Here is a 26,961-nt window from a genome sequence, read left to right on the forward strand (position 1 = left end):
ATGCTATTTACTCAAATATATCTGAATGCTTTCCAAAGTAGGCTGCCATCTGGATGCCGTGACGGATAATCTGATGTATCGGGCGCTCACCTCGCCGAAGCGGCAAATTCGTTTGTAACCGACAACCGTCCCGCGATCAAGAGGTTTCCAATCGTCTCCGTCTTTCCATGCCAATTCAAAGCTTTCGATCCGTTGGCCAGCCCGGATATGTTCCATCAGGACGATGCGGTCGAATGATTTTTCCCTCTGCAGGTCGATGATGATCTCCGCCTGCTCCGCACCTTCCGGAGGGCACCAGAAAGAGTCGCGCTTCCCGTCCAGCAGGTTGACAGCCGGATGCATGGCGTCCTCGTGAGAGGCAACGACCGCGGCTTCCAGGCACATATCGTTCCGGAACGTTTCCCGGATCTTCTGGCCGAGCTCTCTCATCCGTCGCGCATCGTTCTCGTGGATCAGCCCTCGCTTGTCCGGCGGCAGATTCAGCAGAAATGCGGCATTGCCGCCTACCGACCGGTAGTACACTTCCAGCAATTCATCGAGCGACTTTACTTGGTCATCCTCTTCGGGGTGATAGAACCATCCCGGCCGGATCGAAGTGTTGACTTCCGCGGGATACCAAACGAGTTCGTCCGCTTCCCGTATGATCTTGCGGCTTCCCAGGTCATCGTCTTGCGAGTTGATTCGCTTGGCAAATTCGCCGTCATCCTTTTTTTGCGAATTTTCCTGGATCTTCTCGTTGTCCCGCATGCTCGCGGGCACGACGCTCCATTCGGACGTTCGAGTATGGCCCGCTTCGTTCCCGCACCAACGCACGTCCGGTCCGCATACCGAAATGACGGCTTCGGGCTGCAGCTCGCGTATCAGTCGGTAATAACTTTCCCAGTCATAGACCTGTCTTTTACCATTGGGTCCTTCACCGCAAGCCCCATCGAACCATACGCTGAAAATATCGCCGTATTCGGTTAACAGCTCCCGGAGCTGGTTTAGAAAATAGGTATTGTACGCCGCCGAATCTCCGTAAGCAGGTTCATGAAGATCCCACGGAGAAAGGTAGATACCGAAGCGAATTCCGCCAGCGCGGCAAGCATCGGCAACCTCGCGGACCAGATCTCCCTTTCCCTCTCTCCACGGGCTGTTCTTGACGGAATGCTCGGTATACCGGCTTGGCCATAGGCAGAACCCGTCATGATGCTTGCAAGTTAGGATTAATCCTTTCATTCCGGCCGCTTTGCAGGTATCTACCCATTGAACGGCATCGAGCTCGCTCGGATTGAATATCGCCGGATCCTCTTTTCCATTGCCCCACTCCGAATTCGTGAACGTGTTGACCGTAAAATGAATGAAACCGTAGAACTCCATCTCTTGCCACGCGAGCTGTCGCTCCGAAGGCCTTATCCTTGCTGCCGATTGAATGAACTGGTCCATAATCCACATCCTCAAATAAGGAAATTTTCGCCTCTTAAGCTCGAACCCTTATACGACTGCCCAATGATCCGTCGTTTGCCCTTCATTTTCCGCAATAAAACGCTCTAGCGCGGCTCGGTCAGGAGTCCCCGTGCTTCCGCCGAAATGGCTGACGGACATTGCACCGCAAGCATTCCCTAACAGCAAGGATTGCTCCGTCGGTTGACCTGCCAAGAAACCGAAAATGTACCCGGCATTAAAAGAATCTCCTGCGCCCGTCGTATCGACGACGGGCACCTCGAATCCGGACCGATACATCCTTACGCCGTCAACCGCCGCCACGGCTCCGATCGAACCAAGCTTCAGCACGAAATGGCGGCTATGCTTGGAAAGCTCCCGCATGCACTCGTCTATCGAGGAGCGACGGGTATATTGTTGGACTTCGACTTCATTCATGAAGATGACGTCCACGATTTCCATCAGTTCGAATATGCCTTTATACCATTCTCCGGTATCGTCCCAACCGACATCGAGAGATAGGGTCATGCCCATCTCCTTCAGTCTGCACGCCGTTTCCATATATTCCATATGGTTATGGCTTCCGCGGTAACTAGTCAAGTGAACATGCCGCCCTAGCTCGACGCTTTTCATGTCCAATTGCCGAAGGTTAAGTTCAGCATTAGAGCCTGCATAAGTAATGAAGGACCGGTCTCTGTCCGGATTAATGGCAATCGAAATACCGGTATTGTTCAAGGTACTCGTCTTAATAAATCTGGTATCGATACCATATTGAGTGAATTGCTCCCGGACGAATTGTCCGAAGCCGTCCCCCCCTAGACTCCCGTGAAATGCCACCTTCATCCCGAGCTTGGCGAGCGCCAGGCTGAACAAAGCCGCGCCGCCGCCGACATGGAGAGTCATGTTATTAACGAACACTTCTTGACCCGGTCCCGGTATCTCGTTACATCCCGCAACGACCAAATCTATATTCACGTCTCCGATTACAATGGCATCGAATGGTTTCAATGTTATCCCGTCCTCGTAACTGCGGTTTGCTTAATCAGGTTGTCAGGTTGCTATGCTATTCATATGCGCGGTTGACAACTTTCGCGTATGACCAAACGATGTTCCAGCACGACATCGCCCGTCGGAATTTTTTTACCGGAAATTTGTTTCAACAGCACGTCCATGGTCGCTCTTCCCATCTCTTGAATCGGCTGCTCCATCGAAGTCAGCGTCGGCCGGACAAGCTCCGTCAACAAGCTGCCGTCGAACCCCATTACGGATATGTCCTCGGGCACGCGCAATTGATGGTCCCGGATGCAGTTCATGGCCCCGAGCGCCATATCGTCGCTGACGGCGAACACGGCGGTAGGCGGCCGTTCGATGCTAAGGAGCTCTTTCATATGAAGATAGCCGCTTCTGACCTTGTAATCGCCAAAACGGATATGCTCGTCGACGAGCGTTTTGCCGTTATCCGCCATGGCATTCCGATATCCGCTGTAGCGGTTTTGTCCCGACGTGATATCTTGCAAATCCCCGCCGATGAATCCGATCGTTTCATGACCCAGCTCGATCAAATATTTCGTTGCGTCGTAAGACGCCTGATAGTCGTCGACGATAACCGATGCGAATGATTGATCCAGCGGCTTCACGCTAGAGAATATAACGGGAATATTAATTTTATGGATTAAATGGCGAATCTCTTCGTTGATCTTCTCGTGCATGATAATGATGCCTTCGACCCGCATTTCTTGAAAAACGTTCAAATATTTGAGCTCTTTATCGATATTTTCGCTAATATTGCATACGAGAAGATTGTAATCGTTGGCGCTTGCCATATCTTCGATGCTGCTTAGAATCGTCGAATAGAAGCTTGAGGTGAGGTCCGGCACGATGACGCCGATCAGATTCGTTTTATTGCGAACCAAGCTGCGGGCGATTTGGCTCGGAGCGTATCCCAATTCTTGGATGGCATCGTTCACTTTGGCTTTGAGATCGTCTTTCACGTACCTTTCTCCGTTCAGAACCCTGGATACCGTGGTTACGGACACACCCGCATGTTTCGCAACGTCTTTGATTTTGACCTGCATCTCTCTCACCTCATCGAAAAACTGTAAAGCTACCAAAGAGATGGATTCGCCGCGAAAACGTTATATCCTTTTCAATATCCTATTTTTCGACAAAAAGCGGCTGGGAAAACGCGGAATACCCGCCTTCCAAATAGACGGCGATGCGCACGTATCCTTCGTCGCCCTTGCACTCGTATTTCGCTTGTTTGATTCTGCCCGTCGTTTCCTGCAGCACCCGTCCGTCTTTACCGAAGAACGTGACGTATTTGTACATTTTGTCCAGCAGCTCATTCGAACGAAGATCGACCACTACAGTATCGTCTTCCACTTGGATCGCATCGAACCCGTATCCCGTAGAAACGTAAAAGTTGCCTTTCACGATCGCGTCGACGATCGCTTCGTTCGTGTTTTCCATGGCCATGACCATGTTCCAAGCCCGCTTCTCTTGACCGTATACATGGGAGTCGTCGTTTCCGAAGCCCCACACCTTACGTCCGGCGGACAACAGCGCGTCCCATTTGTCAAAGGCGATATCGTACTCCGGGTTGCCGTCGCCGTTATAAACCTCAACCCCAAGAAAATTTTCCATCTTAAACATGTCATCCAATTTCCAAAAATTAGAAAAGTAACGATTCGGATGCACGAGTACCGCGAATCCGCCGTTTGCCGCCGTTAAATCCACGAAGCGTTGATAGTTCTCGATCGTAAACTCGCTGCTGTAGTTTTCCATGATGCTATGAGGAGGATTGACGAGCAACATATGCGTTTGCCTGCTGCTAACCTCGATTGCTTCGAAGACGGTTGGAATTTCCCTTTCCCCTTCGTGTTTCGTGATTTTGTCATGATCGGAAATGCCGAGAAAATCGTATCCCCCGTACATTTTGTAAACCGTCTCCAGCGGAAACCAGCCGTCGCTATTGGTCGTGTGGTTATGGAAGCTTCCTCTTAGCCATTTTCCCGTTATTTCGTACGGATTCCAGATCTTCATCCTTATTTCCTTCCTCTCCTCTCCCGGCTGCATTACTCTTTCATCGAACCGATCATGATTCCTTTGGCAAAATATCGTTGCACGAACGGATAGATGATGATGATCGGAGCGACGACGACGATGATCGTTGCCATTTTAAGCGAATTCCCCGTAATCTGGATTCTTTCAAGCATGTCGTAGTTAGCTCCTGCAGCCTGGTTCAGCGTATCCCGCATAGCTTCCGCGCTCATCAGCATCTCTTGAAGCAGAGTGGACAGCGGTCGAAGATCCGCCTTGCGGATGAAGAAGGCGCCGGTAAACCAATCGTTCCAGTGGCCGACGGCGGTAAACAAGCCAATGACGGCGATAACCGGCCGGCTTAGCGGCATGATAATGCGCAAAAAGATCGAAAAATCGTTATATCCGTCTATTCGCGCTGATTCTTCCAGACTGGGATGAATCTGTTGGAAGAATGTACGAATGATGATCAAGTTCCATGCGCTATACAAGCCCGGGATAACATAGACCCAGATGTTGTTCGTCAGATGGACCGACTTCAACAGCATGTAATAGGGGATAATGCCCCCGCTGAACAGCATCGTAAAGAAAATGAACATCATGAAAAACTTGCCGCCCGGAAGCGTTTTGCTCTTTAACGCGTAAGCGGCCATCGCGGTTAGAAATACGCTTGCGACCGTGCCTACGACCGTGCGGAAGATCGAGATTCCGAATGCGCTCGCGATATTGGAGGCTTCGAATACCTTGTTGAAATTATCCAATGACCAGATTCTCGGCCAGAAGTAAATACCGCCTCTCTCCGCGTCTTTGCCGGGGTTAAAAGCAAGCGCAAAGATATTCAGGAAAGGAAGGATGATCGACAAACACATCAAGGCAATAAGCAAGTAGTTGACGGCCTTGAACACCTTCTCGCCAACGCTGAGCCTATAAAATTCGTTTCCCACTTGCTCCCTCCTCCTCTAGGAAGGAAAGGCGGTTCATCCGAACGCGCGGATAAACCGCCCAACCATCGTTATCTTACAGCTTTACCGGAGTTTTCGGATCGGCGTTCTTTTCTCCGACCAGCTTCAAATAATCGTCCAGTCCGGCTGCTTTCAGTTGCTTCAGAGCGCTATCCAAAATTTTCTTCGCTTCGTCCGCGGTCTTGCTGTAATAAGCTCGGATAAGGTTTTCGTTGTAGCTGTCCAATGCGGATTTGAGCTCCGTGCTTCTATCGAATTCGCCGAGGAAAGAGGTCGGCGTGTACGCATCGACGACTTTGGCGTTTTTACGCTTCTCGTCAAAGTTCCAGTATTCGATGAGCTTTTGAGCACCTTGATTTACGCCTTTTCTCAGTTTGTCGCCGTATTCCATTTCTCCGAAATCGGCCATGAAGTCGATGTCCGTGCCTCCGAGCAACTCTCCCCAGTTGTTGCCTACGCCCGCAAAGCCAAGCTTCTTCGCTTCGTTCGGGTCTTTTTCTTTCAGGTCGAGAACTTCCTGTTTCACAAGCGGGAAGCCGTCAGCACCGAGCGTGTAGTCGCGACCCTCCAAACCGTATTTCCAGAGAAGCTTACCTTCTTTGCTAGCTAGGAAGTCTGCGAGTTTAACGACTTCCTCCGGTTTTTTCGTCGTGGCCGGAATGGCCCACGCGGAGTATCCGGATTTGAAGTCGACTTGCATTTGGTAAGGACCGTCCACTTGATTGATCGGTCCAAGCGGAATGTAATGCATGTCTTGGTTGTATTCTTGATAGTTGTGCGTATCGGCGATAATCGCCCAGGAGCCGTTCAATGCGCCTTCCGTTGCGCGGCTTTCGTCGATCGTGAAGAATTCCGGATGAATCAGCTTTTCTTTGAGCAGCTTTTGGACATACTCCACTTTCTTCAAAGCAAATTCCGTTTCCGCTTCGTGAAGGATTTTGCCTTCTTTGGATTGTTTGATCCGCTGGTCATCGGCGCCCCACTCCAAATCGTTGAACAAGGCTCCGACTTCTTTACCGCCCCAGTATGCCGGACCGATCGGGGTAACGGCACCGCCGTTGTTGTCTTTGAAATTGCCTTCTTTGATCTTTTTAGCCAGATCGTACAGCTGAGCGGTCGACGTGATCGTGCGCGGGTCGATTCCGAGCGAGTCCGCGATGTCCTTGCGGATGTAAGGACCGCCAACGTATTTGCGGGTTTGATATCCGCCTTGGCGGTTAACGTTCATATGGACGAAATAGGAGGACCCGTTAAATTCCGGGCGGAACATGACTCCGAACTTCGTATCCAGGGGCAAGAAATCCTCTTCCAGATATTTGCTGTATACCTTCGTATTCTTAAGCAACGGAGTCAAATCCGTAAACATGCCTTCGCGTCCCGCTTTCAACACTACCGGCATTTCTGGCCTGCCGCTGTTATTGAGGTAGAAAGCAACGAAATCCGGCAAGTCGTTCGCCGCGATGCCTGCAATCAAGCCGTCGATGGAATGTTCGGCTTTCATGATTTCGATTTCGAAATCGATCCCCGTTTGCTCCTTGATTTTCGCTTTGATTTCCGGATTCATATCTTCCGTGTAATCGTCGGTACCCATGAATACAAGTCCTTTGATCTTGCGATCGGCAATCCAAGTCGCCGGTTTCCCTTCAGGCGCAACCGAAGCCGTGCCGCTAGCGGCAGGATCAGCGTTGTTGTTACCGTTGTTGCCGTTGGAGCAACCCGCGATCAGCATTGCCGCCATCAAAGGAATCGCAAAATACTTTGCCCATTTCTTGCTCATGCGTTTTTTCCCCTTTTCGAAAAATGATTTTTATGAAATACGCCAAAAGGCGTCTCCCACCGGATGGATGGTCTAGAAAATCGGTATGGGATCGTTATCATGGAAACGTTACCATAAGGAAGTATCAGAAACCTTGCGTGAGATGCGATTCGCCATAATGACCAAAATCAGTCCGATTAAACCCTGTAGCATGCCCACCGCGGTTGCGTATCCGTACTGGCCGCCTTGCAGACCGACGCGGATAATATAGGTGTCCAAAATATCGGAGAGCTGCATGTTGCCCGGTGTTCGAAGCAAGTAAAGCTGGTCGAACCCGGCGGACAAGATATTACCCAAAGACAAGATGAAAAGAATTACGATAGTGGGTGTGATCGAAGGCAGCGTAATATTCCAAACTTCACGGAGCTTGCTGGCTCCATCGATTTTTGCCGCTTCGTACATGTCGGGATTAACTCCTGAAATCGCTGCCATATAGATGATCGAGTCCCAACCGATAGACTTCCATAGATGGCTTCCGAACATGATTTGGTAAAAGTATTTCGGCTCCATCATGTAGAAGGTGCTTCCGTCCCCGCCCATATTGGATATGACTTGGTTAAGCAAGCCGGTGTCCGGAGCGAGTATCCGCTGTATCAGTCCGACCACGACGACCCAGGAGATAAAGTGCGGCAAGTAAAGCACGCTTTGCGATACGTTCTTGAACCATTTGGAGCGTACTTCATTAAACATAAGTGCCAGTATGATGGGAAACGGCAAGTATAGAAATAATTTCATTCCGCTTATGATAAGAGTGTTCTTGACTAAATCTCTGCTTTGGTAGGAGTTGAAAAAGGTTTGAAAATACTCCAGCCCCACCCAAGGACTTCCCGTAATTCCTTTGTTGAACTTGTATTCCTTGAAGGCCAACAATAAACCGCCCATCGGAATGTACGCAAATACGACGAAGAACACGATACACGGCAACAACATGTAGTACAAATAGCGGTGCTGCAAAATGCTTTTCCATAACGCGCTTTTCGGCTTTGCCAGCTTCAACGGCGATGATGCTGTTTGTTGCATAAGTAGGGAATCACCTTCTTCGGATAAAATATGGTATCGATACCATAGTGAGACCACGCCACTAATAATCCTTAGCAAATCACCCTCTTCACGTAATATACATGTCTTTCCTCTTTTCGATTGACCGTTCAACTCTTACCGCAAATTATCCTGAATTGAGCATATGATTATAAAATGGTTAGTACAAGTCATGAATGGTTAGTTACAAGTAAACTTTCTGTAAATTCTCACTGACTATAAAAGCAGCGAGTTGTATGCCGCGTTTTCTGGAATCGCTACCATGTCAATCAAAAAAAGAGAGTCGAATTAAAAGAAAGCGCTTACTTTTAGTTGATTATATCAGATATATGATCTAATTGCTACAGCCTATTCTTTGTTTTTAATAAATTCCATAAGAATTCGAAGATACGCCTTCTGTCTCCAAACTCATTACGCCTTCCATGTAAGCCAATGCGGCGATTGCATCCTCGTAGTTTTGGATTTTCTTTAATTTCAACTGAATTCGAATGACAAAAAAACGATTGCTTTGTTGATCGCCCGTTTCATCGTTCTCGATCGTCAGTTTGTTGATTTGCAGCCCGCTTCGATTCAAATGCGCCAATACAAGATTGAGGCCGGACGACGATTTATCCATTTTGATTAAAAGCTCGCGCACCTTTTTCGTTCGGGAGAACAGCTTCTCGACTTTGTTCAACGCAAACAAGCTCATCACCACCAGGAAGGTCGCTATGAATGCACCGTAGTAAAAACCAGCTCCCGCAGCAAGTCCAATTGCCGCGGACACCCATAAGGAAGCTGCGGTTGTTAGTCCGGACACCCCAAGTCCCGTCCGCAGAATCGTGCCCGCACCAAGAAAACCGATGCCGCTGATCACTTGCGCGGCCAATCGTGCCGGGTCCAAACGAACATTCGGCTCCGAGGCGAAATCGGAAAATCCGTACATCGATAATAAAACAATGACCGCAGAGCCAAGGCAAACCAGGATATGCGTCCGAAAGCCGGCGGAATGCCCGCCAAGCTCACGCTCGAGTCCGATCAAACCGCCTAGCGCCAAAGCCAGCAATAGTCTAAGCGTCATCTCCGTTAAGCTAATTTGCCACACGGTTGGATCATAAATAAGCTCCATAGTGTCTCATCCTTTAAGCGGCAATGTTTTACGTACTCCTCGCTCGAAATAAACGACTTCTTCGTAACCGACCTCCCGGGCTAGCGAGGCGGCTTGCTCCAGCATCGTGCCAATATCATCCGGAAAATGGGAGTCGGAGCTTAACGTAATGGGAACGCCATATTGCTGAATAATGCGCAGAAAAGCCGGGCTCGGACACATTTCCTTGACCGGATAACGATAGGCAAGGCCGGTATTAATCTCCGTTGCTACATCCGCCTCTTTCATTGCCGCAGCCACTTCTTCATACATCCGAAGCAACGATGCCTCCTCAGGGCGATAATCGAACACCTTCAGATTATCCGGATGGGCGATGATATCGAACAAATCGCTGCGAATCGCTCCCAAAAGGTGATCGAACAGCTTACGATAAAGGGCGACCAGATCTTGTCCTTCGAACAATTCTTTCGTCTGCGGATTATCGAAACCCCACCCGTCAATAAAATGCACGGACCCGACGACATAATCGAGGTCGAATTGTCCAAGCAACGCGCCGAGATCTTGTTCTCCGCTCGGGAAATAGTCCGCTTCAACGCCGAGGGAAATCGGATGTCCGTCTTGTTGGGCTTGGCGCACCGCGGCCAAGAAAGGTTCAATGGAGCCGATGCATACCCGATCTAACCAATATTGCTGCAATTTCCCTAATTCTGAATCGTCCACGATCATATACTTCTCGTAATAAGAGCGAAACTCCGTAAATCGATATAGATGATCCACGATACCGAATTTTTGAATACCTTGACGTTTGCCCCGTTCTATATAATGGGACAACCATTCCTGGGAGAAGCAACCTTGCTCAAGTCTTTCCGTCAGCTTTCTATTCAACTCTTCCATCCACTCCAAAGAGTGCCGTCGGGCCCGAAAGCCTTGACGGTTTTCCTCTAGCGTCTCGATTGCTTTGGCCGTCCTTCTAAGCCAATCGATGGAATACGGTCCTTCTTCCAAGTGAAAATGGAAATCAACGATCATTCGCAACTTCCTCCTCCTGCAATGGTATCGATTTCAGATCGATATTTCCATCAGTAGAAAAAGAGGCATGTATAACCCTTTTTTGGGGTGTCATCCATGCCTCGATTACCACCGGAAATGATTAATTCGGGAGCTCGATCGAGACTTCGCGTCTGGCTTCTGCCGACCGAAGAACCCCGTCGATAATCGCTTGTTGGATAAGGATTTGCTCTCCCGGAATCGGCGCGGGACGTCCATCGCGAACCGCCTCGGCGAAGTCCCTTACTTTCTCGTCGAACAGGTTAAGCTTATGCCCGATCAGAGGAATCGGGGTCTGAGTATGTCCGCCGTATTCATCGTGGAACAGCGACATCTCGCCGATCGCTCCATCCCAGACTCCGGACCATGGACCTCTGCCGGCAGGCGTGACTTTAAGTCCCGCGTCGGTTCCCAGGAACATCGTCGCTCCGAGCGTGTCCATATGCATCGCCCAAGAAATCTTGAATTGAAGGACCAGATCGTTCTCGAATCGTACCATAGCCACGCCGAAATCTTCGACTTCGAATTTGCTCGCTTCCGGATGATAGAGCGGATTGCGACCGAAATGGTTCGATGTGAACGCGGATACGGTTAATGGACGAGGGTAACCCATGGCATTAAGCGCCATATCCAGCGAGTAACACCCGATATCCGCCATTGCGCCGGCACCTGCCAGTTTCTTGCTAATGAATGTTCCTCCCGGCATACCGCGGCGGCGTCCGCCGCCTGTCTCCGCATAATATACCTTGCCTAGACGTCCGGATTGAACGATGTCCTGCAATAGCTTCATGTTAGGATCATAGCGAGGCTGGAACCCTAAGGTCAGCATGTTGCCCGTCTCGCGAGCCACTTGCGTCATCTCTAGCGCTTCTTGGAATGTAACGGACATCGGCTTTTCCAGAAGTACCTGCTTGCCGGCGCGCAACGCGTCAACCGTCGTCACATGGTGCGATACGTTAGGAGTACAGATGCTTACGCCATCGAGATCTTGCTCCAATAACTTCTGATGTCCATCGTAGGCTGCCGCCCCTACGAGCTGCTCCGCCTCGACGAACTGTCCGGCTTTCCCCGGGATTACGTCCGCAACCGCAACGATCTCTACGAACGGCAACTTTCTGTAAGCAGATACGTGGGCTCTGGCGATTCCGCCGCTTCCGATGATTCCGATCCGTAAATTTTTACTCATGATAATTCGCTTCCTTTTCTCTAATTAATGGATTTAAACGTTCCGCGAGCTTCTCCGGTATGCATCCGGCGATAGGCCGTCGGAGTAACCTCATACTTGCCCTTGAACACGGGATACAGATAGTTCGGATTCGCGTAGCCGTGGTTAATCGCGATCTCTTCGATCGGCTTATCGGTGTGGATCAGCTCGGAACAGATACCGGTTAATCGGACATGCTCCAAGTAATCGCGGAAAGTCGTCTGCCCTTCGCTGCGGAAAATCCGTTGCAATTGCCTAGGGCTAATATTAATCGTCTCCGCTACCTGCTCCAAGGAGATGGGCAAGCTCTCGTTATCCTGAATGTACTGGGTAGCCAGCATGTACCGGTGAAAATTCATGTCCCTCTCGGGAATTCCCGGCTTATCGTTCGGATTATCGAATACGCGAGTCGTCCGAAGAAGGATCTGTACGATCGCTTGCTTCATGAGCGTGTAAAATCCGGACGGCTGCTCCTCCCAGGTCCGATAAGCCTCGAGGAACCCGTTCATCGCATGGAACCGGTCGACCACCGGAATAGCGGGAATCCGATCCAGGGAGGATATGCATTCCCTAGCTTCGCTCGCCTCTAATCCGTCTCCCCAGTTTTCCCCCTGGCGATCTCCGCCAAGAGGAACGATGTCCAGATGCAGACATAGTTCATGCATCGGATCATCCGGATCCGATTCCTGGTAGTGGACCATATCCGGTCCGGTCATGTAAAACAAGCCCTCGTGAAGATCATAGGCCTGATCAACGAGTATGACCTTCCCTTTCCCTTTCGGGATATAATGAAATTCATACTCGGAATGCTTGTGAAAGTTAATGATCTGTCCGGGCGAGAATACCGCAAGATGGCAACGCAGCACCCGGATTCCGTAATCTCCCCAGCGAAACTGCAGCTCGAGTCGATCCAGGGCATCCATCTTATCGGCCATTCGGGCAAAAGGAAAGGGACCGGGACTTCCGGCGAGCTTACGATCATGCGATTTCCTGGAATGGATGTCTTGCTTAACCGTATCCTCCGCCACCGTGATCCCACCCCGCTTCATTTCAGACTTATCATTTCGAATGGATTAAGCTAGCTCGTCAATGCGAATGGAACGCCCTTCAGCCACAGAACGCGTGGAGGCTTCCATTAAGCGGGTCAGGTCGACCGCAAGGTCAACGTTATCCGTCGCTTCCGTTCCGTTCCGAATATGCTCCACCCATTGATCGAACGCGACAGGGAGTGCATCGCCTACTGGGAGCGTTTCCCACTTATCGCTTACTCGGTTAGAGCGGATGATCGGATTTCCATCCGGGAAGCCGTATAGCAGCGTGCCTTCCGTGCCGTGGAGCTCGATGGAGAACGGCGAGTGACTGTTTACGAAGCCCGCTTCGACGATGCCTAGGGCACCATCCGCATAGCGAAGGATCGAAACCGCGTTATCCTCAACCTCCTTGCCCGTAACATATCCGAAATTCGCGCTAACGCTTTCCGGCATGCCTAAGAACAGGCGCACGAGGTACATCGGGTGGCAGCCCAGATCGATTAAAGCTCCTCCCCCGCATTGCTCCTTGGAATAGAAGTGCGGCGGCAACCAATTCGCCGTCGCGCCATTATGGGATAAACGGACTCTCGCCATCGTCAGCTTGCCCAGCGTTCCATCGCGGACAACTTGATTGATCGTTTGCGTCGATCCTGAATACAGGCGGGGAAGCGATACCGTGAACTTCACTCCGGATTCATGAATCGCCGAAAGGATTTCTTGAACTTCCGTATTCGTCGGAGCGACAACCTTCTCGGTAAAAATATGCTTGCCAGCGCGAGCGGCCTTCACCATTACGTCCCGGTGAATGTTCGTTGGCGCGTCGACGATGACGGCATCGATATCGTCCCGGGCAAGCATTTCATCTAGTGAAGCATAATAAGGCACGCCATATTCAGCGGCTTTGGCTTGTCCCCGCGCAGGCTCCTCATCCCATATCGCCGCCAATTCCGTAAAGGGATTTTTTAGCGCATATTGCGTGTACTCGTCTGCGTGCACGTGCCAATAACTAATCTTGCCAATCCGAATCATGTGTAGGCCTCCCTGGCTCATTAACTAAAAATATACGACAACAGGTACAGATTACACAAGTTATTATTCGTTTATAATGAGTTTATGTGTCATTTAAACTATAAATTCGCGACATCATTGTTGCGTGATAATTAAAAAAGGCCGCCAATTCCACTTTAACCCGTGGAATGGCGGCCTTCTCTTTGCTACAAAACCTTGCTAAGAAACTCTTTCGTACGGGGATGCCGAGGATTTGCGAGTACCTCGCGAGGCACTCCTTGCTCAACGATAACCCCTCCGTCGATAAACAATAACCGATCGCCGACCTCGCGGGCAAATCCCATCTCGTGGGTCACGATAACCATTGTCATCCCCTCGCGGGCGAGCGACTTCATGACATCGAGAACCTCTCCAACCATCTCGGGATCCAGCGCGGACGTAGGTTCGTCAAAGAGCATCACGTGCGGTCGCATCGCCAACGCGCGCGCGATCGCGACACGTTGCTTCTGTCCGCCGGACAACCGGCTTGGATAGGCGTCCCGTTTCTCCTCTAAGCCGACTCGCCGCAATAACTCCATGCCGATTTTATCCGCCTCGGACTTGGAAGTATTCCGAACCTTAATCGGAGCGAGACTGATATTCTGCAGAACGGTCTTATGCGGGAACAGGTTGAATTGCTGAAACACCATCCCCATATTTTGGCGCAGCACGTCTATGTTCAGACCCTTATCCGTAATCCGCTTGCCTTCGAATTCGATCTCCCCGCCATTCGGCGTTTCGAGAAGGTTGAGACACCTTAGAAATGTGCTTTTGCCCGAACCGCTTGGCCCGATGACGACAACGACCTCGCCTTTGGCGATGTCGGCATCAATTCCGTTCAGCACAGTCGCTTTGCCGAACGATTTCATTAATCCGCGTACTTTAATCACTGGCTTTCAACCTCCTTTCGCCGATTCCGAGCAGCTTGGACATCGTGAAGATTAGGACGAAATAGATTCCGGCGATAATAAGCAAGGGCTCGATCGTAATGAACGTCGCTCCGCGGATGGTATTCGCCTGGTAAGTCAGTTCGGCAAATCCGACGACCGACAAGATGGAGGACTCCTTAACGACGACGATAAACTCGTTGCCCAGCGCCGGAAGCACATTCTTGAAGGCTTGGGGGAGAATGATTTGCCGCATGGCCAAGCTTCGGGACATTCCCAAAGATCGCGCCGCTTCCATTTGTCCCTTGTCCACAGCCTGTATTCCCGCTCTCATGATTTCGGCGATATAAGCCCCGCTGTTCACCGTAAGAGTCAAATATGCCGCCGTAAAAATACCGATATCGAAGCCGAGGAAAATCGGAAGTCCGTAGTTGAATATGAACAGCTGCACGATCAACGGAGTCCCGCGAATGACTTCCACATACGAAGAGCCGACGAAACGAAGCGGCGACAGCCGCGACATCCTAAGGAAAGACACAAGCGTACCAAGAACTAGGCCGCTCAGGACGGCGAGCAGCGAAACCTCCAGGGTCATCCTGATGCCGGTTAAGAAATACGAACCATATTCGTCCATAAAAGAAAAATCCCAATTATAAGCCAATAACATAGCGTTAGCGCTCCTCTTCCGATCGTTAAAAAAGGGAAATAGCGGCCGCTTGGCAAGCGCCCCCTATTTCCCCACCGATTACATGTTGTCCTTTTATTGGTCCGCCAATTCGGTCATTTCGGAAACCCACTTGTCGATCGTCTTCTCGGCAGTCAGACGATCCAGCGTTTTCTGAATTTCGGCGAGCAATTCCGTTTCGCCTTTGTTCACGGCCACGGCGGAACCGCCGGATTCATACTCGGGAACGATACTCGTTAAGAATAAATCGGGATTCTTGTTCACGTAGCCTTGGGCGACGGGAAGCTCCACGATTAACGCGTCCACTTTCTTGGATTTCAGCTCGAGCACGAGTTCGGTCGTCTTGCCCAGGGATTTCACTTTCGCCCCGGTAATATCTTTAGCGATCTTTTCTTGCGTCGAACCCATTTGCACGCCGATCGCCTTACCTTCAAGGTCCTTCATCGTCGTGAACTTATCCTTGTCTTCCGCTCTTACGAACACCGCTTGCGTAGCTTCGTAGTAGTTCTTAGTGAAGTCGACGCTTTTGCGGCGATCCTCGTCCGGCGTCATGCCCGCGATGACGAAATCGATTTTGCCAAGCTTAACCTCGGCTAGAAGGTTACCGAAATCCATGTCTTTTATTTCCAGTTCTACCCCGAGATCCTTGGCGATTTCTTTGGCGATCTCGATATCGAAGCCGACGATTTGGTCTTTGCCGTCCACGTTTTTGTGAAACTCGTACGGCGCGTACTCGGCGCTCGTACCCAGAACGATTTTTCCTGCTTCCTTGATATCGGCAAGTTTGCCGGACTTCTCATTGTTGTTTCCGCATGCCGCAAGCGTTAAGGCAAGTACTGCCGACAATACGATCATTAATCCTTTTTTCATTTCATTCCAACTCCTGATGTATATTGATTCAGCATTGTTCATTTTAATACATTTACCGGATGCATTACCACTGGGTTTTTATTCCACGCGCCGCTTGATTAGCTTGATTGCCTTCCAACGAACGGCTACCATAGAGTTAATCCTATTTCTAAGGAGCATACTCATGATCGACCTTAAGAACAACATTAAAACCACGATAAAAGAGTATTCGGCTAAGCTGCGGGAAATTGCCGCCTTTATCGGCTCCCATCCCGAGCTCGGACACGAAGAGGTGCAAGCTTCTTCGCTTCTAGCCGGCGAGCTTGAGAAGCTGGGATTTTCCGTGGACAGAGGAACCCTAAGCCTACCTACCGCCTTCATCGCGGAATATCGCTCCGGGACACCCGGGCCGACCGTGGCTCTGCTCGCGGAGTACGATGCCCTGCCGGAGCTAGGCCATGCTTGCGGGCATCACCTGATCTGCACGATGGCACTCGGCGCGGCCGCCGGATTGCGATCGATCGCCGACACGACGGGAGGAACGATCCGGGTGTACGGAACGCCGGCGGAAGAAACGAAGGGAGCCAAGATCGACATGGCAGCGGCGGGCTTGTTCGACGACTGCGACATTGCGATAATGGCGCATCCATTCCATGTCTATGAACGGTCAGGCGCTTCTCTTGCCATGGATGCCCTGCAATTCGAATTCCGCGGCAAGGCCGCTCACGCCGCGGCCCATCCTGATCATGGCATTAACGCGCTAGATGCCGTCATTCTCCTGTTCAACGCAGTTAATGCGCTTCGCCAGCAAACGAAAGACGATGCCCGAATCCACGGCATCATCTCCCACGGCGGGCAAGCGCCGAATATTATTCCCGACTACGCAGCCGCCCAGTTCTATGTCAGGTCGGCTTCCCGGGCCTATACCGATGAGCTTGCCCTTAAAGTAACCGCCTGCGCCGAAGCGGCCGGTATCGCTACGGGATGCAAGCTGACCGTCAGCAACTATGAATACTCATATGATGAGTTGCGCACGAACGAGACGTTATCAGGTGCGTTCACGGCGAACCTCATCGCTAGCGGGATCGCAGAAGATGATATCCGTTTTAGCCAAGATCACGGTTCGCTGGATCTGGGCAACGTTTCGCTCCGCTGTCCGGTTATCCACCCCTACATCAAGGTCGTGAACGAGCCCTATCAGCTGCACACGATCGAGTTCCGGGATGCCGCTCAGACGGATACGGCCTATCAGGCCATGATATTCGGAGCGACAATGCTCGCTTACACCGCTTGCGACGTTCTCGCGGATTCCGAGCTTCTGAAACGGATCAAGGAAGAGTTCTCCCGCTAGGTTTCCTTCCTCCGCGGTTGGGTAAGGGGCGCACGCCTCTTGTCCAACCGTTTTTTATGCTGGAGAGATGCTCCGAGACACCTAATAAGCTATAATGCTCTTAGCTATACTTTTTATATCAGCTAATTCGTCCACATCATTCGTATTTTAGGAGGCGTTAGATCATGACTACACCAGCCGCTCCATCCTCTACGGTCCCGAAGGTTCCCGGGGTTATAGAATGCTCCATAGAAAAAACGTTGGACGTCATAGGAGGTAAATGGGCATTTCTCGTGCTGAGAGAACTTTTCTGCGGCACCCGGCGGTTTGGCGAGCTTCAACGCAGCATCGCATCCGTCAGCCCACGCGCTTTGACAAGCACGCTGCGGCACATGGAGGAGAAGGGCGTGCTCATTCGCACCGTCTTCCCTACCGTCCCCGTCACCGTCGAGTACACGCTGACTCCCAAGGGAGAAGACTTGCATCAAATCGTCAAAGAGATGAAGCTCTGGTCAGCCAAGTGGACGTAGGGGCTCAAGTCTCCACGTTGACTTAGGTTAGCTGCTTATGAAAAAAACCACCTCCGCAGCGGTATAGCGGAGGTGGTTTGGCGATTCTCTTATTTTACCGATAACAGAATCTCTTCTATGGAGGCAAGCGTTTCTCCCGTAAGAACGACGCCCGTTGCCTTGACATTCTCTTCTACCTGTTCAGGACGACTCGCTCCGACAAGGGCGCTGGCTACGTTAGGTTGGCGGAGAATCCAGGCCAGAGCAAGCTGTCCCGTCGTAAGGTCGATCTCGCGAGCGATTGCGGAAAGCTTCTTCACGGCTTCTATCTTCTCTTCCGTGATGCCGTTCTTCACCCACTCCAGCTTGGCGGCGCGGCTGTCCGACGGGATTGAAGCCGCCGAATCGTATTTGCCCGTCAGCAAGCCCTGCGCAAGCGGCGAGAAAACAACTTGCGATATACCTTTCGCTTCGCCAAGGGGAATGACTTCCTTCTCGATGTAACGGTTGAACATATTGTATACGGGCTGGCTGACCACGATCCGGTCAAGCAAATATCGGTCAGCCGTTCCGAGCGCTTCTTCTATCTGGGCTGCCGTCCACTCGCTGACGCCGACGTAGAGTACTTTGCCCTGCCTGAGGAAGTCGTCAATAGTGCGCAGCGTCTCGTCAATCGGCGTTTCCTTATCATAACGGTGGCAGTAGAAAATATCGACATAATCAAGCCCCAAACGGCTTAGGCTCGCGTTGATCTGTTCGGTTACATGTTTGCGGGACAGCCCCCGGTCGTTCGGCCCCTCTCCCATCGGCCAGAAAGCCTTCGTCGCCAAAACGTAACTTTCCCGAGGGTAATCTCGAAGAATTGCTCCCATCACTTTCTCGGCCGCACCTTGCTCGTACACGTTGGCTGTATCGAAGAAGTTCACGCCAAGCTCGTACGCTTTGCGAATGGCGGATGCCGCGCGTTCCTGCTCGACGTATCCTCCATAGGTTAGCCAACTCCCAAGACTGATCTCGCTAACTTTAAGGCCGCTGCGGCCTAATCGACGGTAATTCATCGCAAAATCATCCTCCCTAACATTCTATAGGTTACAGATGACATTTTATCGCAGCATCAAGGTAAGGGGAAGAAGTGAAAGTTTTCATACTTAGTATACTTTAGATAACTAACGTCGATAAAGCGCCCGAACGACCCTGACCGCTATCTCATACCATAGGGTATCTTAAATTAAGGAGAGTACGGTGTATATGGATATTCCTGTTACCGGATTCGTTTTCCATTCTGGCGATGATGACCCTCATCACTCCCATAAGTTGTATATTACTTCGTGGGATGGCAGGCCGGTTCACGTTCATCCTTTTGAGGGAATAACTTCATTCGACGTTGGACATCAACATCACTATGCCGGGGTGACCGAATCGGCGCCAAGCGGCGTACAACATTCTCACGGTTATTATGCGGTCACTTCGTTTAACGACGGCCATACTCATACGATTAGCGGCAGAACCGGTCCGGTAATTCCACTCCCGAACGGAGGACACTACCATTATTTCGAAGGCTACACCACCGTGAACGGGAGAATACCGCACACCCATATGTACCAAGGCAACACTGGCGATGAGGAATGAGCGGCTTAACGATGATCACTTATTGAGAAGGTCAAAAGGAGCAGTGAGGATTTCCCTCCTGCTCCTATTGCTTTGTTAATCCTCGAATACGATATTCATCTCCAAAAGATGGTTTTTATCGAGGATTATTGGTATTGATAATACGCTCATTTTAACTGCGGATATTTCGATTTGATTTCCCACGATTAACGTTGGCGGAGTAATATCTAGTGATATGCCTTCTTGAGAAAAAAAGCTCATCGCATTTCCGCAAATCATATTGGCCAATTCGGAGATAGCGCTTTGTTCCAATGCACCCAAGGCGGTGACTGGAGCTCCCCCCATCATTGATGAAACAATTTGTAGAAAACTTGATACTGCCCCTCCAAAATACATTTGACCGCGTATGTCTCCTGTTATACCAACAACTGTTAAAACTTCTAGCCCGGAAAATGGCGAAGTTGTAAAAGAAGGTTTTCCGACTTGGCAAGGCAGTTGAAATTGTTCGAATACATAGGAGGCGGATTTGAGAAAAGGATTAATGTAAATGGCTTTCAATTGATATTTACCCCACTTCTTTTAATGAGAAATAAAAAAACCTCCCGAATAGGAGGTATTAAAATTACCTTCTTATTTCGGCAACTGGCTGGCATGACGCATAACAATGCGTTGTAGCCCCTCTAGCTTTGCGACCCTATTTTTCAGTAGGTGTGCCTTTTCTGTTTTGAATAGGTATTTCGACATGAATACCAATAGTTCGACAATACTACCCAATGAAGATTATGTCAATTACTTGAGTTAAAAGATCTAAAGATAATTCATGCCGTTAACCGTTTCGCTAGCTTGCCCAAATCCAATCGTCCTTCAAACTAACTGACTATTTTACACTTAGTTTTTTCCGATGATGGCGGGGGTGCGGGGGTGCATCTCCACCACTCCCCTTATAAAAGCACAACTGCTAGCAACTAAAAAGGCTTCTCACAAGTTCATTTGAACTCATGAGAAGCCTCTGTTATTGAATGGGTAAAACCGCGTTTCCCATCAAGGAAACCTTATGCACAAGACTTTAACGCCTTGATTACATCATGCCGCCCATGCCGCCCATATCAGGCATGCCGCCGGCAGGACCTTTGTCTTTCTCAGGCTTGTCGGCGATAACCGCTTCCGTCGTCAAGAAGATAGCGGCAACGGATGCAGCGTTCTGAAGCGCCGAGCGAGTAACCTTAACCGGATCGATGATGCCGGCTTCGAACATGTTAACCCATTCGCCGGAAGCGGCATTGTAACCCGTTCCAACGGTTTCCTTCTTCAAACGTTCAACGATAACGGAGCCTTCTTGGCCCGCGTTAGCCGCGATCGTACGAATCGGCTCTTCCAAAGCGCGAAGAATGATGTTCACGCCCGTTTTCTCGTCGCCTTCGGCTTTAACCGCGGCAACCGCATTGTATACGTTAACGAGGGCAGTACCGCCGCCGGATACGATACCTTCTTCTACGGCAGCGCGAGTCGCGTTAAGAGCATCTTCGATACGAAGCTTACGCTCTTTCAACTCGGTTTCCGTAGCCGCTCCGACTTTGATAACCGCAACGCCGCCAGCTAGCTTAGCAAGACGCTCTTGCAATTTCTCGCGGTCGAAGTCGGAAGTCGTATCTTCGATTTGCGCTTTGATTTGATTCACGCGCGCGGTGATATCCGCTTTGTCTCCGGCACCGTCAACGATGATGGTGTTTTCTTTATTTACGCGCACTTGACGTGCAGTACCCAATTGTTGAACGGTAGTCGATTTCAGCTCCAAGCCCAACTCTTCCGTGATCACTTGACCGCCGGTAAGAGCGGCGATGTCTTGCAGCATCGCTTTGCGGCGATCGCCGAAGCCAGGCGCTTTAACGCCGACGCAAGTGAACGTGCCGCGAAGACGGTTAACGACGAGCGTGGACAACGCTTCGCCTTCGATATCTTCCGCGATGATCAGCAATTGCTTGCCGGATTGAACGACCTTCTCCAGCACAGGCAAGATCTCTTGAATGTTCGAGATTTTCTTGTCCGTGATAAGTATCAATGGATTCTCTAGGTTAGCTTCCATTTTGTCCGTATCGGTAATCATGTAAGGAGTAATATAGCCGCGGTCGAATTGCATACCTTCCACGACTTCCAGATCCGTATTGAAGCCTTTGGATTCTTCAACGGTAATAACGCCGTCTTTGCCGACTTTATCCATTGCGTCAGCAATCAATTGGCCCACTTCGTCATCGGCAGCGGAGATTGCAGCTACTTGAGCGATATCGTTGCGGCCTTCAACCGGTTTGGAGATCTTTTGCAATTCTTCTACAGCCGCTCTAACCGCTTTGTCGATCCCTTTACGGATGACCATTGGGTTAGCGCCTGCGGTTACGTTCTTCAAGCCTTCGCGAATCATAGCTTGAGCAAGAACGGTTGCCGTAGTCGTACCGTCGCCGGCGATATCGTTCGTTTTCGTTGCGACTTCTTTAACGAGCTGAGCACCCATGTTTTCGAATGCGTCTTCCAACTCGATTTCCTTAGCAATCGTTACGCCGTCATTAGTGATGAGCGGGGAACCGAATTTTTTCTCCAGAACGACGTTACGGCCTTTCGGTCCGAGAGTTACTTTTACAACGTTCGCCAAAGCGTCTACACCGCGAAGCATCGCGCGACGGGCGTCTTCGCTGAATTTAATTTCCTTAGCCATCGTTAATTACCCTCCTTGAGTTTGAGTCGGTTATTGAATTAGCCTACGATCGCGTGAATATCGCTTTCTTTCATGATCAAATATTCTTTGCCTTCATATTTGATCTCCGTGCCTGCATATTTAGAGAACAACACACGGTCTCCCGCTTTCACTTCGAGCGCGATCCGTTCACCGTCTTTAGTCAAAGCTCCGCTGCCCACCGCGACAATCGTACCTTCTTGCGGCTTTTCTTTCGCAGTATCCGGCAATACGATACCGCTAATCGTTTTTTCTTCTTTTGCGTTCGCTTCTACGAGAACGCGGTCACCCAAAGGTTTAATCATGTAAATAGCCTCCTTCTTAAATAGGTGTTTGTTTTGAAGCCATTTTCCTGTTAGCACTCAATTGTGTTAAGTGCTAATAACCATTTTCTATGATACGGTTTTTGTAGATGGTTTTCAAGTCCTTTGTGTTAAATCCTGCATAAAAAAATGCGAATCCGCATTTACAGCGGATTCGCATCGAAATGTCACATCTTCCATTGTCTCCCTCGAGGGATAAGCTCATTCAAGTTTTGAAATTTCCGACCAAGCCTTTCAAGCGGGAAGCCATCGTGCTAAGCTTCTCAGCCGTGAGAGCCATTTCCTCCGTAGAGGACAATTGCTCCTCCGTCATGGCCGATACCTGTTCGGTGAACGAAGCCGTTTCTTCCGTGATGCGGGAAATATCTTGGATCGACTGCACAACGGACGTACTGCCTGCAGACATCTGTTCAACGGACGCCGCGACATCCACGATGTTGCCGCTAAGCAATCCGACCTTGTCTACGATGTCGCGGAAGGTCTCTTCCGCATTCTGCATCCCGGACACCGCCGAGAATACTTGGCCCGCGCTTTGCTCGAACATCGCGGCTACTTGCCCGATATCGCTCGACATCGTACCTATCGTATCCCCGATCTGAACGGCGGATTGTTGCGTCTGATCCGCGAGCTTGCGGATTTCCCCGGCGACGACCGCGAATCCGCGTCCATGCTCGCCTGCGCGGGCGGCTTCGATTGCCGCATTGAGCGCCAGCAGGTTCGTCTGATTCGCGACTTCGGAAATATAACTAATTACTTCCTGAACTTCTTCCGATTTATGGTTCAGCCCTCTAACGACTTCCTGTAAGGAACGGAATGCCTTTTCTACTTGTACAATTTCTTCGGAGGTTGTTTGCAGTAACACAGAGCCTGCCTCCGCGCGGCTAACCGTCGATTGCGCGGCATCGGAAACTCCCGTCGTCGTAGCCGCCACCTGATTCAAACCGTCAAGCGTCTCTTGCATCGTTGCGGAGATTTCCTGCGTTTGGGCGACCTGAGTTTCGGAGCCCGTTGCTACCTTCTCCACAGCCTTGGATACTTCGCTGCTCACGCGAGCGTTCTCGTCCGCTCCTTGCTTAAGCAGGATCGCCGATGCTGCGAGCTCAGCCGTGCTGTCGCGAAGCTCCTTCATCATTTTCTGCAGACCGTCTAACATTTGGTTTGCCGCGCCTGCAAGATCGCCCATCTCGTCGTTCGACCGGATATGTATGCGTCTCGTTAAATCTCCGCCGGAGGAAGCGATGTTCCGAAGCGTTGCGGTTACCCCGCCGATCGATTCCGTCAGATTGCGCGACAGCCACATTAATCCAAAGCCCGCAGCTCCTGCCAATACGACGAAAATAACGATCACCTCAATGAACAAGGCCTGGTTATCGGCCAAATTCATCTGCGTAAGCAATAGCACGAACGCCAACCCCAATAACACTATCAAACCTAAGAAACCGATCAACATTTTGCGACTTAAAGTCAAATTCCGCATACCTATGCCCCTCCCGATTTTCACTGCCCCATGAAACCCTTTTCTTGGTACAAGTGTATCATAATTTTTCCAATTGGAATATCGAAATTTGACGCTTTTTGTTTATTTATGGAAGGGTTGACACTAGTCTAAAGGCCATGGAACCGGGAGTTTACATGCTTTTTTTAGTCTGCTTGCTCTAACGCCCTTTCTTTTTCCTCGCGCGCTTTCATTCTTTTGCCATAGGCCATCCTCGACAAAACTACGCTAAGTTCGTACAGTAAAATGAGCGGTATCGCAACCAAGATATCCGATATAAAATCCGGAGGGGTGACCATGACTCCGATCATAATGAGGATAAACCAAGCGACTTTACGCATCTTCTTCAGGATTTGAGGGTTTAAGATTCCGATCCGGCTCAGAAAAAGGATAATGAGGGGAAGCTCGAAGAGCAGCGAAATCGGAAGCAGAATGTTGAATAAGAACGAGAAGTATTGAGTCACGCCGTAGGTTTGTTCCAAGCCCAAGTTAAACGTGATCTTCTCCGTGAACAGGAAAGCCATCGGAAAGACGACAAAGTAGGAGAAGGAGAGTCCGATCAGGAACATGATGAGCGCCCAAGGCACGAATTGCAGCGTGGCTCTCTGCTCCTTTTTACCCAGACCAGGTCTAACGAATGCCCATAATTGAAACATCGTGAACGGGATAGCCGCGATGAAAGAAATCAGAATCGCGAATTTCATATAGAGACCGATCGCATCCCATGGCGAAAAGGCATGAAGGTCCAAATTGTCTACGGGAGCTGCCTTTACCAAATAGTCGAACACGGATTGCGCTCCGAATAAGCCGCCAACCAGCCCGATAACAAAGACGATCAAACAATAGATAATCCGTTTGCGCAATTCAGTTAAATGCTCCGTCAAAGGCATCCAATCTTGATCCTGCGACGAGCCCGCATTTCCACCCATTCCTATCCGCCTCCATGCAACAACAGGGCTGTCCCCTTAGCAAATGGTTCATCTGCTCCGAGAGACAGCCCCTTATATGTGTTCCTTGCCAGTCTCGTTTATTCCGGGAGACGCCGTTCCGCCTTCGGTTGCTCCGTCTCTTCGGGAGAGACGTCCACGCGGCTAGCTTGACGGTCTTTAGGATCATCCATCAGATCGTTAGCGCCTTTCTTGAACTCGCGCAGCGTACGGCCGAATGCTTTGCCCAATTCGGGAAGCTTGTTGGGACCAAACAGCAGCAAGGCGATAAGCACGAGCAATATGATACCCGACGCACCAATTCCAGACATAAATCTAACCTCCGTTCCTACTGTGACTACGTACTAGCAACGATGTAATCCACCGTAGCCCATTTCGACGATATCTTCCTTCACGACAGTATCTCCAGCCAAGATCCTCGGCAATAAAACATCAAAAGAAGTGTACGGGTCATGCATGACGCAGCCAGGCAACCCGAAAATGGGCACGCCTCGCAAGTAGCCGAATAGCAGCATCGAGCCCGGCAACATCGGCGTGCCATAACTTACGATATCCGTACCTGCTTCCGCGATGGCACCCGGCGTGCGGTCGTCGGGGTCTACCGACATTCCGCCAGTTACGAGTATCATATCATACCCTTGTTGCAGGAAATAGTGAATTTCCTTGACAATTGTATGGCGATCGTCGGGGACGAAGCGTTGCTCGGCAACCTCGGAGCCTAGCGCCTCAAGCTTGCCTCTGACCGCCGGACCGAACTTGTCGGCGATCCGGCCCGTGAACACTTCGCTTCCCGTCGTGAGAAGCCCGACTTTCATCGAACGGAAAGGACGGACGCTCACCGGCGCAATCCCGTGCTTACGACGGTATGCCTCGGCGATTCTCTCTACCTCCTGAACCTTATGTTCCGGAACGATGAGCGGAATGGCCCGCGTGGCCGCCAAGCCTTCGCCCGGTTGAATGACGCGATGGTTCGTCACGGAAGCGAGAGCGATCTCGCCGAGACGATTGATTTCGTCCACTACTTCGCGCGCGATGCAGGCAAGGCCCGTAATTTCCGATTTGACGGTTACTTTGCCTTCATGAGGCTCTCCGTAATTCGTATTTTCACCGCTTAATGCTACAGCCATCCGCAGCGCGGCGTCGTCCTCGTGAAGATCCGTGTCCGCAAGCTCGATGACATACAGGTTCTCTTTGCCGATATCCTTCAGCTTGGGGATGTCCTCGGTGACGACGACATGCCCTTTGCGAAACAATCTTCCTTTGAACTGGCCCGGCAAGATCTGCGTGAGATCATGGGCCAATACCATTCCGACGGCTTCCTCGACCTTGACTTCCCTGAGAAGGGAAGAGCTTAAGACGGTTGACTCGTTCCGCGGAGGCACCCCGGCGCCGCTCATCTTTCCAGCTCCCCTCGCAAGCCTTTTACCTGATCCAACGCTTCCGGAAGCATATCCATGACGGCCATCAAATGCTCGTGGACGCCCTTCGGATCTCCCGGCAAATTCAGAATCAACGTACGCCCGCGAATCGCGCAAATCCCGCGGAACAACAAGCCTTGGCGCGACCGCTGCGTGACGGCCGCCCGCATAGCCTCGGGAATGCCCGGGACGATCCGTTCCGCGATCATAAGCGTCGCTTCCGGGGTGACATCCCTATAAGCAAGTCCAACACCGCCCGTAGTCAACACGAGATCCGCTTGAAAATAGTCGGACATCTCGATCAGAGCGGCGCGAATTTCGTCTTGATCATCCGGCACGATTCGATAATCGACGATATCTCCGTGCAATTCTTCTTCAACTAACTCGCGGATCACTTGGGCGCTGGTATCTTCCCGTTCCCCTCGCGACCCTTTATCGCTTGCCGTCAACAATGCGACTTTCCAACGCATCTTTATCCCTCCGCACCCATGA

At 50.7% G+C, this 26,961-nt stretch carries 27 protein-coding genes and 1 riboswitch; of the genes, 3 read left to right on the forward strand and 24 right to left on the reverse strand.

Features of this window, described 5'->3' with window-relative positions:
* Positions 1-3 precede the first annotated feature (3 nt).
* From E2980_RS09965 to E2980_RS10035, 15 genes are all read right to left on the reverse strand, one after another.
* Entirely contained in the window at positions 4-1,425 is a 1,422-nt protein-coding gene (locus tag E2980_RS09965) for an alpha-L-fucosidase (protein ID WP_135152103.1), read from the reverse strand.
* Between the two features lie 48 nt (positions 1,426-1,473).
* Complete coding sequence (locus tag E2980_RS09970) at positions 1,474-2,430, reverse strand: carbohydrate kinase family protein (RefSeq protein WP_135152033.1); 957 nt, start codon at positions 2,428-2,430, stop codon at positions 1,474-1,476.
* 59 nt (positions 2,431-2,489) lie between these two features.
* Positions 2,490-3,497 carry a LacI family DNA-binding transcriptional regulator gene (locus E2980_RS09975; protein WP_135152034.1) on the reverse strand — a complete coding sequence of 336 codons (1,008 nt, stop codon included), beginning with the start codon at positions 3,495-3,497 and terminating at the stop codon, positions 2,490-2,492.
* A gap of 79 nt (positions 3,498-3,576) precedes the next feature.
* Entirely contained in the window at positions 3,577-4,464 is an 888-nt protein-coding gene (locus tag E2980_RS09980) for a PHP domain-containing protein (protein ID WP_135152035.1), read from the reverse strand.
* 32 nt (positions 4,465-4,496) lie between these two features.
* Positions 4,497-5,405, reverse strand: coding sequence for a carbohydrate ABC transporter permease (locus E2980_RS09985; protein ID WP_240702964.1), 909 nt, complete (start codon positions 5,403-5,405; stop codon positions 4,497-4,499).
* A 73-nt stretch (positions 5,406-5,478) separates the two neighbouring features.
* Positions 5,479-7,200, reverse strand: coding sequence for an extracellular solute-binding protein (locus tag E2980_RS09990; RefSeq protein WP_135152036.1), 1,722 nt, complete (start codon positions 7,198-7,200; stop codon positions 5,479-5,481).
* A gap of 108 nt (positions 7,201-7,308) precedes the next feature.
* Positions 7,309-8,259 (reverse strand): ABC transporter permease, encoded by a 951-nt coding sequence (locus E2980_RS09995; RefSeq protein ID WP_135152037.1) that lies wholly within the window; start codon positions 8,257-8,259, stop codon positions 7,309-7,311.
* A gap of 379 nt (positions 8,260-8,638) precedes the next feature.
* Positions 8,639-9,385: an MgtC/SapB family protein gene (locus E2980_RS10000; RefSeq protein WP_135152038.1), complete on the reverse strand. Its 747-nt coding sequence runs from the start codon at positions 9,383-9,385 to the stop codon at positions 8,639-8,641.
* A 6-nt stretch (positions 9,386-9,391) separates the two neighbouring features.
* Positions 9,392-10,393 (reverse strand): PHP domain-containing protein, encoded by a 1,002-nt coding sequence (locus E2980_RS10005; protein ID WP_135152039.1) that lies wholly within the window; start codon positions 10,391-10,393, stop codon positions 9,392-9,394.
* A 121-nt stretch (positions 10,394-10,514) separates the two neighbouring features.
* Complete coding sequence (locus E2980_RS10010; protein ID WP_135152040.1) at positions 10,515-11,597, reverse strand: Gfo/Idh/MocA family protein; 1,083 nt, start codon at positions 11,595-11,597, stop codon at positions 10,515-10,517.
* 20 nt (positions 11,598-11,617) lie between these two features.
* Entirely contained in the window at positions 11,618-12,643 is a 1,026-nt protein-coding gene (locus E2980_RS10015; RefSeq protein ID WP_240702965.1) for an AraC family transcriptional regulator, read from the reverse strand.
* Positions 12,644-12,688: 45 nt separating this feature from the next.
* Positions 12,689-13,675, reverse strand: coding sequence for a Gfo/Idh/MocA family protein (locus E2980_RS10020; protein WP_135152042.1), 987 nt, complete (start codon positions 13,673-13,675; stop codon positions 12,689-12,691).
* A gap of 185 nt (positions 13,676-13,860) precedes the next feature.
* Positions 13,861-14,583 carry an amino acid ABC transporter ATP-binding protein gene (locus tag E2980_RS10025; RefSeq protein WP_135152043.1) on the reverse strand — a complete coding sequence of 241 codons (723 nt, stop codon included), beginning with the start codon at positions 14,581-14,583 and terminating at the stop codon, positions 13,861-13,863.
* Positions 14,576-15,247, reverse strand: a complete 672-nt coding sequence (locus E2980_RS10030; protein WP_135152044.1) for an amino acid ABC transporter permease — start codon at positions 15,245-15,247, stop codon at positions 14,576-14,578. Before E2980_RS10030 ends, E2980_RS10025 begins: the two co-directional genes overlap by 8 nt.
* A 93-nt stretch (positions 15,248-15,340) precedes the next feature.
* Positions 15,341-16,135 (reverse strand): ABC transporter substrate-binding protein, encoded by a 795-nt coding sequence (locus tag E2980_RS10035; protein WP_135152045.1) that lies wholly within the window; start codon positions 16,133-16,135, stop codon positions 15,341-15,343.
* Between the two features lie 166 nt (positions 16,136-16,301).
* Here E2980_RS10035 and E2980_RS10040 point away from each other — a divergent pair, with 166 nt between their 5' ends.
* Together E2980_RS10040 and E2980_RS10045 are read left to right on the forward strand one after the other, a co-directional pair.
* Complete coding sequence (locus tag E2980_RS10040; RefSeq protein ID WP_420808641.1) at positions 16,302-17,465, forward strand: M20 family metallopeptidase; 1,164 nt, start codon at positions 16,302-16,304, stop codon at positions 17,463-17,465.
* A 164-nt stretch (positions 17,466-17,629) separates the two neighbouring features.
* Positions 17,630-17,974: a winged helix-turn-helix transcriptional regulator gene (locus tag E2980_RS10045; RefSeq protein WP_135152047.1), complete on the forward strand. Its 345-nt coding sequence runs from the start codon at positions 17,630-17,632 to the stop codon at positions 17,972-17,974.
* Positions 17,975-18,063: 89 nt separating this feature from the next.
* On the opposite strand, the gene E2980_RS10050 is transcribed toward E2980_RS10045, so the two are convergent.
* The gene (locus E2980_RS10050; RefSeq protein WP_135152048.1) at positions 18,064-19,011 is read right to left on the reverse strand and encodes an aldo/keto reductase family protein; all 948 of its coding nucleotides are present in this window, start codon (positions 19,009-19,011) and stop codon (positions 18,064-18,066) included.
* A gap of 190 nt (positions 19,012-19,201) precedes the next feature.
* On the opposite strand from E2980_RS10050, the gene E2980_RS10055 reads away from it, so the two are divergent.
* The gene (locus tag E2980_RS10055; RefSeq protein ID WP_135152049.1) at positions 19,202-19,582 is read left to right on the forward strand and encodes a YmaF family protein; all 381 of its coding nucleotides are present in this window, start codon (positions 19,202-19,204) and stop codon (positions 19,580-19,582) included.
* 75 nt (positions 19,583-19,657) lie between these two features.
* On the opposite strand, the gene E2980_RS10060 is transcribed toward E2980_RS10055, so the two are convergent.
* The 8 genes from E2980_RS10060 to E2980_RS10095 form a co-directional block, all read right to left on the reverse strand.
* On the reverse strand, positions 19,658-20,119 hold the full coding sequence (locus tag E2980_RS10060; protein WP_135152050.1) for a chemotaxis protein CheX: 462 nt from the start codon (positions 20,117-20,119) through the stop codon (positions 19,658-19,660).
* 76 nt (positions 20,120-20,195) lie between these two features.
* Positions 20,196-20,286, reverse strand: a riboswitch (cyclic di-GMP riboswitch).
* Between the two features lie 353 nt (positions 20,287-20,639).
* The gene (gene groL / locus E2980_RS10065) at positions 20,640-22,268 is read right to left on the reverse strand and encodes a chaperonin GroEL (RefSeq protein WP_135152051.1); all 1,629 of its coding nucleotides are present in this window, start codon (positions 22,266-22,268) and stop codon (positions 20,640-20,642) included.
* Positions 22,269-22,306: 38 nt separating this feature from the next.
* Entirely contained in the window at positions 22,307-22,591 is a 285-nt protein-coding gene (groES, locus tag E2980_RS10070; protein WP_135152052.1) for a co-chaperone GroES, read from the reverse strand.
* Positions 22,592-22,814: 223 nt separating this feature from the next.
* Positions 22,815-24,086 (reverse strand): methyl-accepting chemotaxis protein, encoded by a 1,272-nt coding sequence (locus E2980_RS10075; RefSeq protein ID WP_135152053.1) that lies wholly within the window; start codon positions 24,084-24,086, stop codon positions 22,815-22,817.
* A 164-nt stretch (positions 24,087-24,250) separates the two neighbouring features.
* Positions 24,251-25,033 carry a twin-arginine translocase subunit TatC gene (gene tatC, locus E2980_RS10080; protein WP_135152054.1) on the reverse strand — a complete coding sequence of 261 codons (783 nt, stop codon included), beginning with the start codon at positions 25,031-25,033 and terminating at the stop codon, positions 24,251-24,253.
* A 98-nt stretch (positions 25,034-25,131) separates the two neighbouring features.
* Positions 25,132-25,362: a twin-arginine translocase TatA/TatE family subunit gene (tatA, locus tag E2980_RS10085; protein WP_135152055.1), complete on the reverse strand. Its 231-nt coding sequence runs from the start codon at positions 25,360-25,362 to the stop codon at positions 25,132-25,134.
* Between the two features lie 33 nt (positions 25,363-25,395).
* A complete protein-coding gene (locus E2980_RS10090; protein ID WP_135152056.1) occupies positions 25,396-26,448 on the reverse strand; it encodes a molybdopterin-binding protein in 1,053 nt (350 codons plus the stop codon).
* The gene (locus E2980_RS10095; RefSeq protein ID WP_135152057.1) at positions 26,445-26,939 is read right to left on the reverse strand and encodes a MogA/MoaB family molybdenum cofactor biosynthesis protein; all 495 of its coding nucleotides are present in this window, start codon (positions 26,937-26,939) and stop codon (positions 26,445-26,447) included. Before E2980_RS10095 ends, E2980_RS10090 begins: the two co-directional genes overlap by 4 nt.
* Positions 26,940-26,961: the final 22 nt, after the last annotated feature.

Origin of the sequence: Cohnella luojiensis, assembly GCF_004564235.1 — a bacterium.
Classification (GTDB): domain Bacteria; phylum Bacillota; class Bacilli; order Paenibacillales; family Paenibacillaceae; genus Cohnella; species Cohnella luojiensis.

What these genes read in the sequence shown, in the direction of transcription:
- tatA (WP_135152055.1), bottom strand. Translation starts at nt 25,362, where the DNA reads ATGTCTGGAATTGGTGCGTCGGGTATCATATTGCTCGTGCTTATCGCC.
- E2980_RS10035 (WP_135152045.1), bottom strand. Translation starts at nt 16,135, where the DNA reads ATGAAAAAAGGATTAATGATCGTATTGTCGGCAGTACTTGCCTTAACG.
- E2980_RS10005 (WP_135152039.1), bottom strand. Translation starts at nt 10,393, where the DNA reads ATGATCGTTGATTTCCATTTTCACTTGGAAGAAGGACCGTATTCCATC.
- E2980_RS10050 (WP_135152048.1), bottom strand. Translation starts at nt 19,011, where the DNA reads ATGAATTACCGTCGATTAGGCCGCAGCGGCCTTAAAGTTAGCGAGATC.
- tatC (WP_135152054.1), bottom strand. Translation starts at nt 25,033, where the DNA reads ATGGGTGGAAATGCGGGCTCGTCGCAGGATCAAGATTGGATGCCTTTG.
- E2980_RS09980 (WP_135152035.1), bottom strand. Translation starts at nt 4,464, where the DNA reads ATGAAGATCTGGAATCCGTACGAAATAACGGGAAAATGGCTAAGAGGA.
- E2980_RS09975 (WP_135152034.1), bottom strand. Translation starts at nt 3,497, where the DNA reads ATGCAGGTCAAAATCAAAGACGTTGCGAAACATGCGGGTGTGTCCGTA.
- E2980_RS10045 (WP_135152047.1), top strand. Translation starts at nt 17,630, where the DNA reads ATGACTACACCAGCCGCTCCATCCTCTACGGTCCCGAAGGTTCCCGGG.
- E2980_RS09965 (WP_135152103.1), bottom strand. Translation starts at nt 1,425, where the DNA reads ATGGACCAGTTCATTCAATCGGCAGCAAGGATAAGGCCTTCGGAGCGA.
- E2980_RS10010 (WP_135152040.1), bottom strand. Translation starts at nt 11,597, where the DNA reads ATGAGTAAAAATTTACGGATCGGAATCATCGGAAGCGGCGGAATCGCC.
- E2980_RS10095 (WP_135152057.1), bottom strand. Translation starts at nt 26,939, where the DNA reads ATGCGTTGGAAAGTCGCATTGTTGACGGCAAGCGATAAAGGGTCGCGA.
- E2980_RS10075 (WP_135152053.1), bottom strand. Translation starts at nt 24,086, where the DNA reads ATGCGGAATTTGACTTTAAGTCGCAAAATGTTGATCGGTTTCTTAGGT.
- E2980_RS10055 (WP_135152049.1), top strand. Translation starts at nt 19,202, where the DNA reads ATGGATATTCCTGTTACCGGATTCGTTTTCCATTCTGGCGATGATGAC.
- E2980_RS10000 (WP_135152038.1), bottom strand. Translation starts at nt 9,385, where the DNA reads ATGGAGCTTATTTATGATCCAACCGTGTGGCAAATTAGCTTAACGGAG.
- E2980_RS09995 (WP_135152037.1), bottom strand. Translation starts at nt 8,259, where the DNA reads ATGCAACAAACAGCATCATCGCCGTTGAAGCTGGCAAAGCCGAAAAGC.
- E2980_RS10020 (WP_135152042.1), bottom strand. Translation starts at nt 13,675, where the DNA reads ATGATTCGGATTGGCAAGATTAGTTATTGGCACGTGCACGCAGACGAG.
- groES (WP_135152052.1), bottom strand. Translation starts at nt 22,591, where the DNA reads ATGATTAAACCTTTGGGTGACCGCGTTCTCGTAGAAGCGAACGCAAAA.
- groL (WP_135152051.1), bottom strand. Translation starts at nt 22,268, where the DNA reads ATGGCTAAGGAAATTAAATTCAGCGAAGACGCCCGTCGCGCGATGCTT.
- E2980_RS10030 (WP_135152044.1), bottom strand. Translation starts at nt 15,247, where the DNA reads ATGTTATTGGCTTATAATTGGGATTTTTCTTTTATGGACGAATATGGT.
- E2980_RS10090 (WP_135152056.1), bottom strand. Translation starts at nt 26,448, where the DNA reads ATGAGCGGCGCCGGGGTGCCTCCGCGGAACGAGTCAACCGTCTTAAGC.
- E2980_RS09990 (WP_135152036.1), bottom strand. Translation starts at nt 7,200, where the DNA reads ATGAGCAAGAAATGGGCAAAGTATTTTGCGATTCCTTTGATGGCGGCA.